General features: G+C 63.2%; 15 protein-coding genes and 1 pseudogene. 4 read left to right on the plus strand and 12 right to left on the minus strand.

Annotated features, from left to right (window positions below; all coding sequences use genetic code 11):
- Positions 1-54 precede the first annotated feature (54 nt).
- Positions 55-192, plus strand: coding sequence for a hypothetical protein (locus tag ACFQ2S_RS20305; RefSeq protein WP_386077359.1), 138 nt, complete (start codon positions 55-57; stop codon positions 190-192).
- A gap of 92 nt (positions 193-284) precedes the next feature.
- Here the strand turns inward: ACFQ2S_RS20305 and tkt are convergent, their stop codons facing one another.
- The 11 genes from tkt to ACFQ2S_RS20360 all read right to left on the minus strand — a co-directional run bounded on the left by tkt (position 285) and on the right by ACFQ2S_RS20360 (position 11,948).
- Positions 285-2,294 (minus strand): transketolase, encoded by a 2,010-nt coding sequence (gene tkt / locus ACFQ2S_RS20310; RefSeq protein WP_386077330.1) that lies wholly within the window; start codon positions 2,292-2,294, stop codon positions 285-287.
- 15 nt (positions 2,295-2,309) lie between these two features.
- Complete coding sequence (locus ACFQ2S_RS20315; RefSeq protein WP_386077332.1) at positions 2,310-3,263, minus strand: sugar phosphate isomerase/epimerase family protein; 954 nt, start codon at positions 3,261-3,263, stop codon at positions 2,310-2,312.
- A gap of 29 nt (positions 3,264-3,292) precedes the next feature.
- On the minus strand, positions 3,293-4,264 hold the full coding sequence (locus ACFQ2S_RS20320) for a D-2-hydroxyacid dehydrogenase (RefSeq protein ID WP_386077334.1): 972 nt from the start codon (positions 4,262-4,264) through the stop codon (positions 3,293-3,295).
- 133 nt (positions 4,265-4,397) lie between these two features.
- Positions 4,398-5,663, minus strand: coding sequence for a 3-oxo-tetronate kinase (gene otnK / locus ACFQ2S_RS20325; protein WP_386077336.1), 1,266 nt, complete (start codon positions 5,661-5,663; stop codon positions 4,398-4,400).
- Between the two features lie 83 nt (positions 5,664-5,746).
- Positions 5,747-6,865 carry an isocitrate/isopropylmalate dehydrogenase family protein gene (locus ACFQ2S_RS20330; protein ID WP_386077337.1) on the minus strand — a complete coding sequence of 373 codons (1,119 nt, stop codon included), beginning with the start codon at positions 6,863-6,865 and terminating at the stop codon, positions 5,747-5,749.
- Between the two features lie 16 nt (positions 6,866-6,881).
- Entirely contained in the window at positions 6,882-7,529 is a 648-nt protein-coding gene (otnC, locus tag ACFQ2S_RS20335) for a 3-oxo-tetronate 4-phosphate decarboxylase (RefSeq protein WP_386077339.1), read from the minus strand.
- Positions 7,526-8,323 carry an N-acyl homoserine lactonase family protein gene (locus ACFQ2S_RS20340; protein ID WP_386077341.1) on the minus strand — a complete coding sequence of 266 codons (798 nt, stop codon included), beginning with the start codon at positions 8,321-8,323 and terminating at the stop codon, positions 7,526-7,528. Before ACFQ2S_RS20340 ends, otnC begins: the two co-directional genes overlap by 4 nt.
- Positions 8,320-8,610 carry a putative quinol monooxygenase gene (locus tag ACFQ2S_RS20345; protein ID WP_386077343.1) on the minus strand — a complete coding sequence of 97 codons (291 nt, stop codon included), beginning with the start codon at positions 8,608-8,610 and terminating at the stop codon, positions 8,320-8,322. The genes ACFQ2S_RS20340 and ACFQ2S_RS20345 overlap by 4 nt, the downstream gene beginning before the upstream one ends.
- On the minus strand, positions 8,610-10,121 hold the full coding sequence (locus ACFQ2S_RS20350) for a tripartite tricarboxylate transporter permease (RefSeq protein ID WP_386077345.1): 1,512 nt from the start codon (positions 10,119-10,121) through the stop codon (positions 8,610-8,612). The genes ACFQ2S_RS20345 and ACFQ2S_RS20350 overlap by 1 nt, the downstream gene beginning before the upstream one ends.
- Position 10,122: 1 nt before the next feature.
- Complete coding sequence (locus ACFQ2S_RS20355) at positions 10,123-10,872, minus strand: hypothetical protein (RefSeq protein ID WP_386077346.1); 750 nt, start codon at positions 10,870-10,872, stop codon at positions 10,123-10,125.
- Between the two features lie 68 nt (positions 10,873-10,940).
- The gene (locus ACFQ2S_RS20360; RefSeq protein ID WP_386077348.1) at positions 10,941-11,948 is read right to left on the minus strand and encodes a Bug family tripartite tricarboxylate transporter substrate binding protein; all 1,008 of its coding nucleotides are present in this window, start codon (positions 11,946-11,948) and stop codon (positions 10,941-10,943) included.
- 186 nt (positions 11,949-12,134) lie between these two features.
- Here ACFQ2S_RS20360 and ACFQ2S_RS20365 point away from each other — a divergent pair, with 186 nt between their 5' ends.
- The 3 genes from ACFQ2S_RS20365 to ACFQ2S_RS20375 all read left to right on the plus strand — a co-directional run bounded on the left by ACFQ2S_RS20365 (position 12,135) and on the right by ACFQ2S_RS20375 (position 14,901).
- Positions 12,135-13,166, plus strand: coding sequence for a Gfo/Idh/MocA family protein (locus ACFQ2S_RS20365; protein WP_386077349.1), 1,032 nt, complete (start codon positions 12,135-12,137; stop codon positions 13,164-13,166).
- 20 nt (positions 13,167-13,186) lie between these two features.
- Positions 13,187-13,840: a GntR family transcriptional regulator gene (locus ACFQ2S_RS20370; protein ID WP_386077351.1), complete on the plus strand. Its 654-nt coding sequence runs from the start codon at positions 13,187-13,189 to the stop codon at positions 13,838-13,840.
- 146 nt (positions 13,841-13,986) lie between these two features.
- Positions 13,987-14,901, plus strand: a complete 915-nt coding sequence (locus ACFQ2S_RS20375) for an aldo/keto reductase (protein ID WP_386077353.1) — start codon at positions 13,987-13,989, stop codon at positions 14,899-14,901.
- A 95-nt stretch (positions 14,902-14,996) separates the two neighbouring features.
- Here the strand turns inward: ACFQ2S_RS20375 and ACFQ2S_RS20380 are convergent.
- Positions 14,997-15,218: pseudogene (locus ACFQ2S_RS20380) on the minus strand (hypothetical protein); the annotation flags it as partial.

The following is a 15,218-nucleotide window of genomic DNA, read 5'->3' on the forward strand; positions in this document are numbered from 1 at the left end:
GATCGCGGTCGGGGTTGTTGCCTCCTGCGAGTTCCTGACGCCTTCCTGACGCCGATGGGTCACAAGAACAACACCCTGATCCTCGAGCCGGGCGGCTACGCTTTAGGCGAGTATTGGCGCATGGGGTTGCCGCTCGACAACCTCGTGGACGCCGTCACAACGCCAATGATCCTGCTTGTCTGGCGCTTGTAGAACTGCCGCAGACTTGCGCGCGGCACGAGCGGCTCTTCCTAACCGCGAAATGCTGCGCCGGAGGTCTCCTTACCTGTGGATCGCCGGCACTTTTATCCTGACATGCAAGGCGCCTCTCGGTTTGAGTGTCGCTCACACAGCTCAAGTGTCGTTCTGACGACAGTGTCCGCAGTCACTCCAAAGTGCTCGTAGAGCTGATCCTCCGGCGCCGATGCGCCGAATCCGGACATTCCCACGAAGGCACCGTCTTCGCCGATAAACCGCTCCCATCCAAGGTTGATGGCAGCCTCGACAGCAACGCGGACCGTGCCACGACCGATGATCGCGTCGCGATATGTCCTGTCTTGTTCGGCGAACGCTTCCCAGCAAGGAACGGAGACCACGGCAGTCGGCACGCCTTGCGCCTCCAACGTTGTCTGGGCCACGAGTGCGATCTGGACTTCCGAACCACTCGCGAAAAGGGTTACTTGGCGCGGCCCGGAAGCTTGTTGAAGCACGTAAGCGCCGCGTGAACAGGCGTTTTCCGCCCCGCTCTTTTCCCGAACCGTCGGCAGTGCCTGACGAGAAAAGATCATCGCGCTTGGCCCTGTACGCCTGCGCAATGCCAGCTCCCAACACTCTGCCGCCTCAACCCCGTCGGCAGGCCGGAATACATGCAGATTTGGGATGGCCCTGAGGCTGGCGAGGTATTCCACCGGCTGGTGTGTGGGGCCGTTTCGACCAATCCCGATCGAGTCATGGCTGAAGCCGAAGATCACCGGCAAGCCCATCAAGGCCGCCATGCGGATCGCATGGCGTTCGTAATCGGAGAAAACCAGGAACGTGATGCCGAATGGCCGGACGCCCCCGTGGGCGGCCATCCCGTTCATCATCGCCCCCATGGCGAACTCGCGCACACCATAGTGCAGATATCGCCCTGTGCGATCCTCTTTGGTGAATGGGGCCAACCTCCGCTTGTGCTTCGTAGCAGCCTCTAGATCTGGCGCGCCGCTGACGAGTTCGGGAACCGCGTCACTCAGTGCGTCAAGGATTTCGCCTGACGCGGCAACCGTTGGCTGGTTGAGCCGTGTCTCCGCAAAGTGGTGTTTGCAATCCGCGATCACGGCCTCCCACTTTGACGGTAATGTGCCCGACCACAGGCGTTCGAGTTCCGCCCTTTTCTCCGGTGCGGCAGTTCCGAAACGTGACTGCCATGCGACCCGTTCCGCGTTACCGCGCCTGCCCGCTTCGCGCCACGCAGAAAGAAGATCGTCTGGTATCTCGAACGGGCCATACGGCCAACCGAGCAAGCGTCGGGCTTGAACCGCGTCTTCCGGCACCAGTTTGCCACCGTGCGCAACTCGCAGGCCTGCAATCCGTGGTACCCCTTGGCCAATCTCGGTGTGGCAGACCACGAAGGATGGGCGCGGGTCCCTCTTGGCGAGCTGGATTGCCGCGTCGATGGCCTCGGGATCGTGGCCGTCACATTCTACAACATGCCACCCGGCGATCCGGAAACGGGCAGCCTGATCCTCACTTTCGGCCTGGTTCAGCTCGCCGTCATCCGTGATGTGATTGCTGTCGAACAGGAAGATCAGGTGACCGAGGCGCAGATGGCCCGCCAGCGCCAGCACCTCGGCTGCAATGCCCTCCATCAGGCAGCCATCGCCCACCAGCGCGTAAGTATAGTGGTTGCAGAGGTCCGGGCCGAACTTGGCGCGCAGCATCTCCTCGGCAACGGCCATCCCGACTGCGTTGGCTATCCCCTGCCCCAGTGGCCCGGTGGTCGTCTCGACCCCGGCTTCTGGATCGAATTCCGGATGTCCGGGACAATTAGACCCGAGCTGTCGGAAGTGCAGGATCTCGTTCATCGAGATTTTAGCGAAGCCGGCCAGATGGTTTGCAGAGTAAAGCAGCATCGATCCGTGGCCGTTGGACTGGATGAAGCGGTCCCTATCAGGCCAGAGCGGATCGGCGGTGTCGAACTTCAGGTGACGCGCATAGAGAGTCGTCACGATGTCAGCCGCCCCGAGAGGCGTACCGGGGTGGCCATCGCCGGCGTTCAGGATTGCATCGATGGCAAGGAATCGGATGGCATCGGCCATGCGGGCGAGATCGGGCACTATTCGGCCTCCTGATTAAAGAAGTTCGTTCAGCATCCGCATGGTCGATGTCGGATGCCGGCGCGCGTAGCGCTGAGCCATGTCCGCGGGATCAATGCGGGTGGCGATTTCCTTGAGCCTGTTGGCGATTGCCGCTGCGTCACTGAAGACCTGAGAGGCTTCGTGTTCCTTCGTCACGATGTCGAAGGCGATCCAGTCGTCGTAACCGAGTCGTTCCAGGGTGTAGAAAAGCTCCACAAACTCCCAGGTGTGCCAGGTGCCCGGCGTCAGGTCCCAGTCGCCACGCGTGTCGTTGTCGTTGATGTGGACATAGAACAGCCGGTTGCACTTCGCCAGCAAGGCCGCCGTGGCCGCCGGATTCTCGCCAGCAAGGAAACAGTGACCCGCATCCAAAGTTGCGCCGAGGTTGTCGGCGCCGACGATATTGGCGAACGCGATCAACTCGCCTGCGTTGCCGATCTGGCATCGAACCCGAGGCTCGTTGATCTTGTATTCGATGCAGACCTTGATGTCGCGGTTGTGGGCGCAGATCCTCTCGAAACACTCAGCGGAGTAATCCAGGGCAGCGATAGGGTCGAGCTCGAAAGGATAGTCGAAGCCCTCGTTGAGAGGGCAGTTGTGAAGCCGCGGCGCTCCAAGTTCAGCAGCCAGGTCCATCGCCCTCTTGGCGTCGTCTACGGCCGCCTGACGGTCTGCTGGGCTCTCGGCAGTCCATGCGCCGCGCAGCCATCGGTCATTGCGGACGGACGCGAAGTTGATTGCGGAGACGGCGAGGTTATTCCGCTTCAAGGCTTCACGTGTCGCCGGAATATCGGCCGTGTCCGCAGGATAACGGAGCTCCACCGCCCCGACCCCCTCCGCCGCGCCGGCGCGATCCAGGTGCGTCGGCGTATTGGCGGCATCCTGATAGACGAGAAAGCGGTTCTTCGTCTGGCCCAGAAAGAGCGTGATAATTGAGAGCTTGAGCATGGCCTTGTCCTCAGTAGCCTTGTGTCGGGTTAGCAGTCCTCGCCAACGACGTTGCGCGGCCTTCCGGCGGCGTAAGCCTCGATCAGGTCCACGAGTTGCTCCGCAAGCGCCTGCTGCGCTTGGTGGCTCGCCCATGCGACATGCGGGGTGACGATGGTGTCTGGCCGTCGGGCAAGTCGCATGAAGGCACTGTCGGGCGCCGGCGGCTCCGGCAGCGTCACATCGAGCCCGGCGCCGCTGACCAATCCGCGCTCGAGCGCCTCTTCGAGGTCGCTCTCGTCGATCAGCGGTCCGCGCGCTGTATTGACGATCAGAGGACGGCGTTCCATCGCTTCGAACTCCGGCATGGCCAGCAGCCCTCGCGTTGCCGGCGTCAGGGGACAGTGCAGCGTGAGAACGTCACTTCGAGCGAGAACCTCGCCCCACGGCGTGTAGAGCGGCCCAAGCCCGTCGACGCCCTTGTGGGCCGCAAAAAACACATTCATGCCGAAAGCCCGCGCCCGTGCGGCAACTTCCTGCCCCAGCGTTCCTTCGCCGATGATACCGAGCGTTGCTCCGGAAAGATCGCGGATCGGATGGTCGTGGAAACAGAACTGCCCGGCGTCCTGCCAGCGGCCCGCACGAACGTCGTCGCGGTAGGCGATGATGTTGCGGCGCAAGGACAGCATCAGCGCGAAGACGTGCTCCGGCACCGTCACCCCGGCATATCCCCTGATGTTGACGACGGTGATCCCGAGATCCCGGCAGGCTTCGGTGTCGATGCAATCGGTGCCCGTGGCGGCAACGGCGATCAGGCGCAGCGACTTCAGTTCGGAGAGCGCGTCACGCCCCAGCCGGACCTTGTTCACCACCGCGATCTCCACGTCGCGAAGGCGTTCGATCACTTCGTTCGGAGCCGTCGCGGCGAAATTTCTCCACTCATGGGGAAAAGAGGGAGAGCGGAGCTTGATGTCCGCCGCAAGTGTCGCCGAGTCGAGAAACGCAATCGTCCGGGTGAGCATTGGCCGCCCCCGCCTTAATGGATGCTTTATTAAATCCTTTAATGCATACATTATAAGATGCAATGCGACATTGCGACATGGCCGGCACCACGCAGGAACTATCTGATCCGCCAACGGCCGGCGGAGCCTGCATTCAGTTCAGAAGCGCGAATGCGCGTTCAAAGAAATCGGGGCCGCCAAAGTTGCCGGATTTCAGTGCCAATGCCAGCCGACGGCTGCCAAGTGCCTCGGTCCAAGGCACACCCGGCGCGATTTCCGGGCCGATGCGCAGGGCCGATATCTCGAGGGCCGAGACCACCGCTCCGGACGTCTCTCCGCCCGCGATGACGAAGCGGATGAATCCGGCATCTCGCAATCTCACGGCAATGGCGCTCAGCGCTTCCTCGACCATCGCGCCAGCACGTTCGGCGCCATGGCGTTCCTGCGTTCGACGCACCTCTTCGGGGTCCGCGGAGCCGTAGATCACAACCGGATGTGCCTCGGGCTGGGCCGATGCCCAGTCAACCGCATCTCCCACCACGTCGCCGCCTTCGGCAATCCGCTCGACATCCAGCTTGAACGTCGGCCAGGATTCCCCGGCCCGGGAAATCTGCCCACGCGTCGCCTCCGAACAACTTCCGGCCAATACCACGGAACGGCCCTCGACTTGCGGAATTTCCGGTGGAATGGCGGCCTTCAGCAGGCCCGCCGCCCTAAGGTTGTCAGGTATTCCAAGGGCGATCCCGGAACCGCCGGTTATAAGCACATGATCCGAGGCGGCACGCCCGATGCAGCGCAAGTCCCTGTCGGTTACGGCATCGGCGACACCGTAGGCCATACCACCCTGCCTCAGCGCCTCCACCCGCTCGGCAACGGTGTCCGCTCCGGCCATGACATCGGCCAGCGGTATCAGCCCCACGCTGCCATCCGTCTGCGCGGCCATCAGCCTGACAAGGTTGGCGTCCCGCATCGGCGTCAGCGGGTGATCCTTCATCGGGCTGTCGGAAAGCAGCCTGTCGCCAACGAACAGGTGCCCCTGATAGATCGTCCGGCCGTTGGCGGGGAACGCCGGGCAGACCAGCGCGAAATCCGTGCCAAGCCGCCGCCGCAAAGCATCCGCGACCGGCCCAATGTTCCCGGAAGGCGTGGAGTCGAAGGTCGAGCAATACTTGAACAGGATCTGCTGCGCGCCCTGACGGCGCAACCAGTCGAGCGCCGCAAGAGAGTGCTCGACCGCCTGGCCGACAGGCGCAGTGCGCGACTTCAGCGCCACCACGACGGCCTGCGCATCACCGATCTCCGTCGCGCTGTCCGGAACGCCGATCACCTGAGCAACGCGCATTCCTTCCTGGACCAAGGTGTTGGCAAGGTCCGTCGCACCGGTGAAATCGTCAGCGATCGCGCCAAGAATCATACCCATTCGGCTTCTTCCCGTTCAATGCCGGCAATACGGGCACCCGCGCTCCGCACTGCCAGGTCTGCCCTGCCCAATACGGTGCGGTCTCAGCCCGCCGCTCTGGACTGCGAAGGTGAGCCGATCTGGGCCAACACCTCGTCGGTGACCGCACGGGTCCCCATGTCACCGCCGAACTCCTTCGGGCGCAGTCGATTAGCATCGAAGCCCTCTTCGACGGCCCAGTCGATTACGTCGCTCGCACGCCCATAGGCGACGATCCCTGTCTTCTCGGCGAGATACTCCAGCATCAGCGCGCCGCTCAGGATGGCGGCTAACGGGTTTGCCTTGTCCTGTCCCATGATATCCGGCGCGCTGCCGTGCGCAGGCTGGAAAAGGCCTGTCTGGTCGCCGATCTCGGCGCAGGCCGCCATGCCCATGCCACCCACCAGCCCGCCGGCGAGGTCCGAGAGAATGTCGCCGAACATGTTTTCCATCACCAGAATGTCGAACTCCCAAGGGCGGCGGACGAGATCGAGCGCCTGGGCATCGACATAGTTGTAGCCGACCTCGGTCTCGGGATGCTCTTTGGCAACCTCGTCGAAGATCTTCCGGAAGAAGGCCATCGACGTAAATACATTGGCCTTGTCGACGCAGGTCAGTCGCGCCCGCTTGCCGCGCGCGCGTCGCTTCTCGGCGAGGCGGAAGGCAAACTTGTGCAGTTTCTCGGTTGTCGCCCTGGTGATCCGCAGGGTCTCCCGGACCTCTTCGTCTCCGACAACCACCGAACGCCCGTGCGCCGCGGCCGAATAGAAAAGCCCCTCGGTGCTTTCGCGCAGGATCACCAGATCGAGCCCTGCGGCACGCGGGTCGGCCAGCCGCTGCGGCGCATTCGGGTAGGCCTTCACGGGACGCATTCCGGCGTAGAGCCCGTAACGATCCCGAAGCCGCAGGTGCGGAGAGATCTCGGTGCCGTCGGCGTGCCGGATTGCCGGAAGGCCGATGGCTCCGAGGAAGATCGCATCGGCGTCGCCCGCGCGCTCCTCGCCGCCGGGCTCGATGTCCTGCCCGGTCTCGGCGAAATACCCGGCACCGGCCGAAATCTCGTCGAATTGCAGGGCCGGTGCACCGACCTGCCGGCACGCGGCCTGCGCGACTTGCATCGCGGCATCGGCGACGTCGATGCCAATCCCGTCGCCCTTGATAAGAGCTATGCGTGCCCCTGACATCATCCAGCTATCCTTTTCATTCCCAATCAATGTCGAACCTGCGGACAACCGCCGCGATCTGTTCGTCCGACAATCCGACGGCTCCCAGCCCGCGCGTCAGAAGCGCCAGTTTCGCCGTCTCTTCCAGTTCCTCGATTGCATAGGTCGCGGCCCAGATGTCCTTGCCGGCCACAACCGGGCCGTGGTTCGCCAGAACCACTGCAGACCGCTTGCCTGCAAGGCCCCGCACCGCGTCGCCCATCGCAGGATCGCCCGGCAGGATGAAAGGCAAACGCTGCACCTTTCCCAAACGCATGATCGCGTAGGGCGTGAGTGGCGGCAGCATGTTGTCCGGGTCAATGTCCGGCAACATCGACAGAGCGACCGAGTGGGTTGAATGCAGGTGCACAACCGCACCCGTCTGAGGGCGGGTTTCGTAAAAGGCGCTGTGGAGCGGGATTTCCTTTGTCGGCTGGTCGCCGGAAAGGAGTTTCATCTGAGCGTCCAGGCGGCTGATCCGCGCCGGATCAAGAAACCCCATCGAGCTGCCGGTCGGCGTCATCAGCAGCGTCCCGTCCGACAGGCGGGCCGAGATGTTGCCAGACGCGCCGCAGGTCAGGCCGCGGTCGAACATCGACTTCGCAATCCGGCAGATGTCCTCGCGCAGGCGGGCTTCCTCGCTCATCTGCGAACCTCCGCGATCGGACCCGGATCAAGCCGCAGGATGTGGTCCGCCGCACCGCGCGCAAAATACGCGTGGACGAGCGGGTCATGCCCGGGAACGATCAGTTCGGGCCCGCTGGCGAGATGCAGCAGAGTGTCGAAACCTTCCAGCATGTCCTGGAGATCGACGACGATGGGGAAGGGTTTGCGCGCAAACAGGTTCTCGTAGTAGTGCGCCGCGTCGGACGCGAGTACCAGCCACCCGGCGCTCGTGCGCACGCGCACCGCCTGAAGCCCCCGGCTGTGCCCCCCGATACGATGCACCGTCACGCCTTCCGCGATTTCGGCGTCGCCGTCGTGGAAGACCACCTGTCCGGAATACAGCCGCCGCACCGCCTCGCAGACATGGCCGGCGGTATAGGGCATCCGCAAGGTATCGTGGCACATGCAGGGGCCGGTGGCATAGGCCATCTCGGCGGCCTGCATGTGCAGGGTCGCATTGGGAAAAAGATGCAGCCCACCGGCGTGGTCGTAATGCAGATGCGTCACGATCACCTGGCCGATGTCGAGCGGCGCGATACCCAAAGGCTCCAGCGCCGCCCGCGGATCGAGGCGGATCGGACGGTCGCGCGACGCTGCCTCGGCGTCGTCGTAGCCGGTATCGACGAGAATGACCTCGTCGCCACGGCGCAGCAGCCACATGAAATAGTCCATCGCGTGCGGCGCATCGTGATTGTCATCGAAGATGAAGCTGTCGCCCCGGACGCGCGCGTTGCGATCGGCATACTTGATCGCGTGGACCTCCCAGTTGCTCATGACGCCACCCGCGAAAAGCAGCGCACCGATTTCCCGGCAATCATCGGCGCGACTGCCGCGTCGAACTCCTTGAAATGCGTCGCCTGAAGATGGGCATCGAAGGCCGTCCGGTCGTCGTAGAGTTCATAAAGGAACACCGTGTCGGGATGGTCGGGGTCGGTGCAGACATCGAACTGCCGGCAGCCAGACTCCAGTTCCAGCGAAAGGCGCGCGTTCTGCTCCATGAGGGGCATGAAGCCCTCCATTCGTTCGGGAGCAATTGTGAAAGTGACGGTCACGGCGTACATCAGGCAGTCCTCCCGCGCAGGCGCCCGAACGTCCGCTGAACGAGCGGTATCTGGCTGAGGATCAGGGCCACGTTCAGCGCCAGAAGAATTGCCGCGCCCGGGCGCGAGGCGAACACCGTCAGATCACCGTCCGACAGGAACAGCGAGCGCCGGAAGGTTTCATCGAACAACCCGCCGAGGATCACGCCGATCACCAGCGGCGCGATCGGAAAGGCCATCATGTTCATGAAGTACGCCACGAAGCCGACACCGAGCATCAGGTAGAGGTCATTGATCCCGCCGCCGACACTGAACGATCCGATGGTGGTCAGCACCATCACCACGGGCAGGAAGACGGTCTGCGGAATCCGCAGGATGCGGATGAACACGCGCGCCGTGAAAAGCCCCATGAGGAACATCGTGAGCGAGGCCAGAACGAGGATCGCCACGACCCGCAGGATGATCGCCGGATCGATGGTCGGCCCCGGGATCACGTTGTTGATCTTGAAGGCGCCCATCAGCGCGGCGGCGGGCGGTGACCCCGGGATGCCCAGCACCAGCAGCGGGATCAGCGCACCGCCGATGCAGGCGTTGTTCGCGGTTTCGGCAGACAGAAGCCCCTCGACCGACCCCTTTCCGAAGTTCTTTCCGTCGCTCGAAACGGTCTTGCCGACGCCATAGCTGACCCAGCCTGCGACGTCCTCTCCCACGCCCGGCAACGCGCCGACGCCCGTTCCGATCACGCCGGAGCGGGTGATCGTCGGCAGGTGGCGCCGGATTGCCGCAAGGTTCGGAACGATCCGGTCAGTCAGTTGCGCCATCTTGCCGACGTCGGCATGGCGCAAGCCGTCGATGACCTGTGGCACGGCAAAGGCTCCCATCAGGACGGGCACGACCTGGAAGCCGGACATCATGTAGGACCAGCCAAAGGTATATCGCGGCTCCGACAGCAGCGGGTCGAGGCCCACCATCGCCATCGCGAGGCCGATCAGGCCGGCGATCCAGCCCTTGACCACCAGGTCCTCGCTCATCAGCGTGCCGGACAGCAGGATTCCGAACAGCGCCAGAAGCGCCTTTTCGGGACTGGCGATGTTCTTGGAAACCAGCAGCAGCACCCAGACGAAGATCAGCAGCGCGAAGGTGCCGATCAGCGTGCCGATGAAACTCGCGGTCGTGGTCAGCCCAAGCGCCTCGCCGCCCCGCCCGGCCTTGGCAAGCGGATGCCCGTCCATCGCCGAGGCCGCGCTGGCCGCCGTGCCGGGAATGTTCAGCAGGATCGACGGATAGGAACCGCCGTAGATCGCCCCCACATAGGCGCCAAGCAGCGCGATCAGCGAGTAGTCCAGCGGTATCTTGTTGCCGAAGAACCCGGTCAGGATCGTCACCGCGAGCGTGGCCGTCAGGCCAGGCAGCGCGCCGAAGGTGATCCCCAGAAAGACCGAGGTCACGAGGTAGAGATAGGTGAGCGGGTCAACCACCAGGTCGGCGAAAGCGCTGCCAAAGCCTGCGAGTTGGGAAAGCACGAAGTCCACGTCAGTCCCTCCAGAGCGGGCGCAGCGACACGTAATAGTGGTATTCGATCTGCGAGAAGATCAGGCCGCCACGGTTCGGCACGTTCTGCCGGAAGCCGAAGGCCATCGCGCAGACCAGGATCAGCGGCGCGCAGACCGCGATCCACGGTGTGATCCGCATGATACGATCATCCCCGCAGGCCCGCAGCATCCAGACGGTCAGGCCGATCCACAGCAGGAGCGCAACCCAGTCGTCGCCATGTGCGTTCCATTCGGATTGCGGGAAGTGGAGCACCAGCGCCACGATGCCGGCAGTGGCGACGACCAGCGTGGCCAGCTTCATCCGGGCGGGTTCGCCGGCATGGTATCCATAGATCAGCGCCGTGATCAGAAGGCCCGACGAAATCGTGAAATCGACTCGGGGCACGAGCGCCGCGATGAAGGACAGGAAGATGATGGCGAGCGTGCCGAACCGCAGCGCCTCGGCCGGGTTCCAGCCCAGTCCGACGGCACTCAGCGCGTTCTTCGCACCGCCAGAGCGGATGGAGATCGACAGCAGGACCCCGGACAGGACCAGCATGCAGAGGAAGATTCCGAGCGGCACGATTGCCGCCGAATCGTACCAGTGGACGCCGCTTACGCCCCCCTGGGTCGCGGTCATGAACGGGATGTCCGAGGTCCGCCACAGGAAGAACACCGAAAGCAGCATGAGAACGAGGGAGGCCCAGAAGTCGCGGGCCCGCATGACTGCCTTTACTTCTTTGGTCTCCAAGTCCTGCCCCTCCCCGGCTTGAGCGGGGACGCAAGGCCGCGCCCCCGCTGACTTGTCTCGTGATGGCTTCAGGGTTTCTCGATTCCGAGCGATGCCGGATCGACCGTCGCCACGCCAAGCTCTTTCAGAGTATAGGCAAAGTTGCTCTCGAGCTTCGAGAACAGAGCTTGCGCTTCCTCGCCGGACTGCCCGCCGATGTCATAGTTATTGGCCTCGGCCCATTCCGCGACCGCATCGCCGACCATAGCGGCATCGAACGCCTCGGTCAGCTTGGCCTTGACCTCGTCGGAGGCCGAGTTGTGAACGGCAAAGCCGATGGCCTGCTTCAGCGGCAGGTATGCGTCCAAACCGTCATAGAGGTCGAAAGCGGACGGCACAGTCATGCCGGCGATCTCGGCCGTTTCCGGTGTCAGCATCGCGAGCGGCTTCAGTTCGCCACCTTCGATCAACGGGGCCTGCTCTGCCAGCGAGGTCACGACCAGGGCCACTTCACCCGCGATCGCGGCTTCCTGGCCCGGCGCCGACCCCTTGTAGGGCACGAACTTGAACTGGGCCCCGGCCCCTCTCTCGATTGCCAGCAGGTTCAGGTGGTGAATGGAACCGGCGCCCGATGCTGCGGCCGGAATGGTGCCCGGCGCCGCCTTGGCGGCATCGACCAACTCCTGCAAGGTGCTGTACGGGCTGCTCGCCGGCACCGAGATCAGGTCCGGCGAACCGCCGACGATGAACGGATACCAGTAGTCGAACTTCTTGTCCCAGCCGCCCTGCACCGCCGCCGTGACGTTGGATTCGGACAGGCCGACCAGCGTGTAGCCGTCATCGGGTTGGTTCATCACGTAGACCATACCGTTCGATCCCGCGACGCCGCCAGTCTGGTTGATGACGTTGACCGACACCGGAAGATGCTTCTCCATCTCCGCCATGATCATGCGGTTGATCGTATCGGTGCCCCCTCCGGCGCCCCACACCACCGCAGTGGTGATGTCCCGATAGGGATATTCCTGCGCCATGGCCAGCGAACCGACCCCGGCAACCAGCATTGCGGCCCCTGCGGCCACCCCGAACAAAATCTTCATCAACGCCTCCTCCCGGCAGTTGTGCGTTCTGTATTGCATTTTTTTGCGTATGCATTAATGATCACCTTGTCAACGACAGATTGCAAACGGCCGAAAATGCCGCAATGAAAGGGGAGGTGTCAGAGCAATGCCCGAGACAAGAGGTGGCTGCACTGGAGAAGGTGTTTCGCAGATGTGGGGCATGGCATGACCAACGGTGAATCCTTGCGCGTGGCCTGCGTCGGAGCAGGGTATTTCAGCCAGTTCCAATACGATAGCTGGGCACGTATTGACCGGGTCGAACTGGTTGGATCATGCAACCGGGACATCAACAAGGCGCGCAAGACAGGCCTGCCCGCCTACAACGACCTTGCCCTCATGCTCGAGGAAACCAGACCCGACATTCTCGACATAATCCTTCCGCCGATCGTCCACGCCGCGACCATTCGCACCGCCCTCGACGCCGGCATTCCGACGGTCATCTGCCAGAAACCCTTCTGCAACGACCTGGAAGAAGCGCGGCAGGTGGTCGCCGAAGCCCGGGAGGCCGGCGCGCGGATCGTCATTCACGAGAACTTCCGCTTCCAGCCCTGGTATCGCCGGATCAAGGCGGCGATCGAGGACGGAGCGGTGGGCGAGGTTCTTCAGGTCACCTTCCGGTTGCGGCCGGGCGACGGGCAAGGGCCGGACGCCTATCTCGACCGCCAACCCTACTTCCAGCAGATGGAGAAGTTCCTTGTCCGCGAGACGGGCATCCACTGGGTGGATACCTTCCGGTATCTTCTCGGCAATCCGCGTTCGGTCTATGCCGATCTGCGACAGATCAACCCCGCAATCGCGGGCGAGGACGCGGGCTATGTCCTGTGTGAACACGATGGTGGCGTGCGCGCACTGTTCGATGGTAACCGCTGCCTCGACCACGACGCCGAGAACCGGCGCCGTACGATGGGCGAAGCGCTGGTTGAAGGGACCGCAGGAACTATCACCCTGACAGGGGACGGTGCCGTGAGCCTGCGCCGGTTCGGAACCTCCGAAACCACCCAGCTGTTGCCGCCCGACACGACCAATGGATTTGGTGGCGATTGCGTGCACGCCTTGCAGAGCCATGTGGTATCGGGTCTTCTGGACGGCAAGCCGCTGGAAAACCTCGCCGAAGACTACCTTTCGGTGATGCGGATCGAGAAGGCGATCTACGACTCCGCCGATGGCGGCCGGAAAATCGTGTTGGAGGACAATTGAAGCAGCCGAAGGAAAAATCCGTGTCCAACACGGAGCGCGCAATCAGCGAACTGCGACGGCTGGTTTTTTCCGGCGAGTTGCCGGCAGGTTCCGATCATCTTGAGAGTGAGCTGGCAGAGCGGCTCGGCATGTCGAGAACGCCGGTCCGCGAGGCCGCGCGGACGCTCGAGAGCCAGGGGTTGCTCGAGATGCGCGCCCGCAAGGGCGTCCGCATTCTTCCCGTCTCGCTGGAAGACATGCGCGAGATTTACGATGTCCTGACCGAACTGGAGAGCCTCGCGGCGGAGCGTGCCGCCGAGCGAGGCTATTCGGAAGCCGAGTTGAAGGACCTGACCGGCGCAATCGCCGACATGAACAAGGCGCTCGACGCAAGCGAACTCGAAGCCTGGGCGGACGCCGACGACAGGTTTCACTCCGAACTCGTCCGGCTGGGCGGCAATTCCCGCGTGACGGCCATCACCGCGATGATGAGCGACCAGGTCCGCCGGGCGCGCGCCGTCACCCTGTTCATGCGACCCCTGCCCGTCCAGTCGAACCGCGACCACCAGCGCGTTTACGAGGCGATCCTAGGCGCCAGGCCGCAGGAAGCCCACGACCTGCACCGCGCCCACAGGCAACGGGCGCGCGACATGATCCTCGACCTGCTGAACCGGCACCGGCTGCGCCAGCTCTGAACTGGCCCAAGCGCGGTCAATGCGTTCCAGCATCCGCCCTGAATTGTCCGGCGATCCCCCGAGGTGCAAAGGACTCGTCCAAAATGACACCAAATATTCTGACAACTCTCGACGGAACCCCGGTTTCCGGTTTCTGTTTTGGCGCAATGCAGTTCGGCGGCGGCGCCGACCGCGGCGCATCGGACGCGATGTATGCGGCCTGCCGGTCCGCCAGGATCAACTTCTTCGACACCGCACATGGCTACACCAACGGCCTTTCCGAGACCTGGCTCGGCGAACTGGTGCGCCCCGAGCGCGAAAGAGTCTTCTTCGCCAGCAAGGTCGCAGGCGACGGCAACTCGAGTAAACAGAACATCCTTGCGCAATTCGAGGCCAGCCAGAAACGGCATCGCCTGGATTTCGTGGACGGACTCTACCTTCACCGCTGGGATCCGGACACGCCGCTGGAAGAAACGCTCGAGACGCTGGCGACGCTCCGCGACGCCGAAAAGATCCGTTTCGTCGGCGTCTCCAATCTCGCGGCCTGGCAGGTGATGAAAGCCGTCGCCGTGGCGGAAAGGTTCGATCTCAAGATCACCATGCTCCAACCGATGTACAACCTTGTGAAGCGGCAGGCCGAGACCGAACTCCTGCCGATGGCGAGGGATCAGGGGATTGCGGTTATGCCATATTCGCCGCTCGGGGGCGGACTGCTTACCGGAAAGTATCGGGAAAACGGCCATGGCCGCCTGTCCACTGACAAGGCCTACGCCGCCCGATATGCGGAAAAATGGATGCATGACACTGCAGCCGCCTTGGCCGAGCTTGCCGGGGAGGTCGGGCAATCACCGGCGACGCTCGCCGTTTCCTGGGTCGCAGGTCATCCGGGGGTGACAGCGCCGATCATCAGCGCAAGGTCCGTCGAGCAGCTGGCGCCGTCGCTCGCCGCTATTGGTTTCGAGTTGAATGAGACATTGTGGGCCCGGATGGCCGAACTTTCTCGCCCGCCGGAATCTTCGACGGGCCGCTCAGAAGAATGGAGTGCGCCATTTCGATTGGATACGTCAGGCGGCCTGTTTTGACCGGGCCGGGGCGTTTCTCTCTTCGAACTGGTCGGGGCTCAGGGTGATGTCAGACAGATTCGAGCTCGTCTCTACAAGGACAAGATGTCTGTCCCCTATACCGCGAGGAGTTGACGCCACTCGGCCAGAGCGGCGGCAGGGTTCTTCTTGAAGTTGGCTCTGGAGTAGAGGCTTCGCTCCGAGTTGAAATGTTTGAAGACCGAGGTGTCCTTGCCCCCTAAAACTGGGCCACTAATTTGGCCGAGGAAGGGGGACAGGAGATGGCTCGGAAGCGTTATTCGGACGAAGACATCCTGAAGCTGTTGCGCGAGATCGAA

The sequence above is a fragment of the Tropicimonas aquimaris genome (genome assembly GCF_042676185.1).
Taxonomy (GTDB): Bacteria; Pseudomonadota; Alphaproteobacteria; order Rhodobacterales; family Rhodobacteraceae; genus Tropicimonas; species Tropicimonas aquimaris.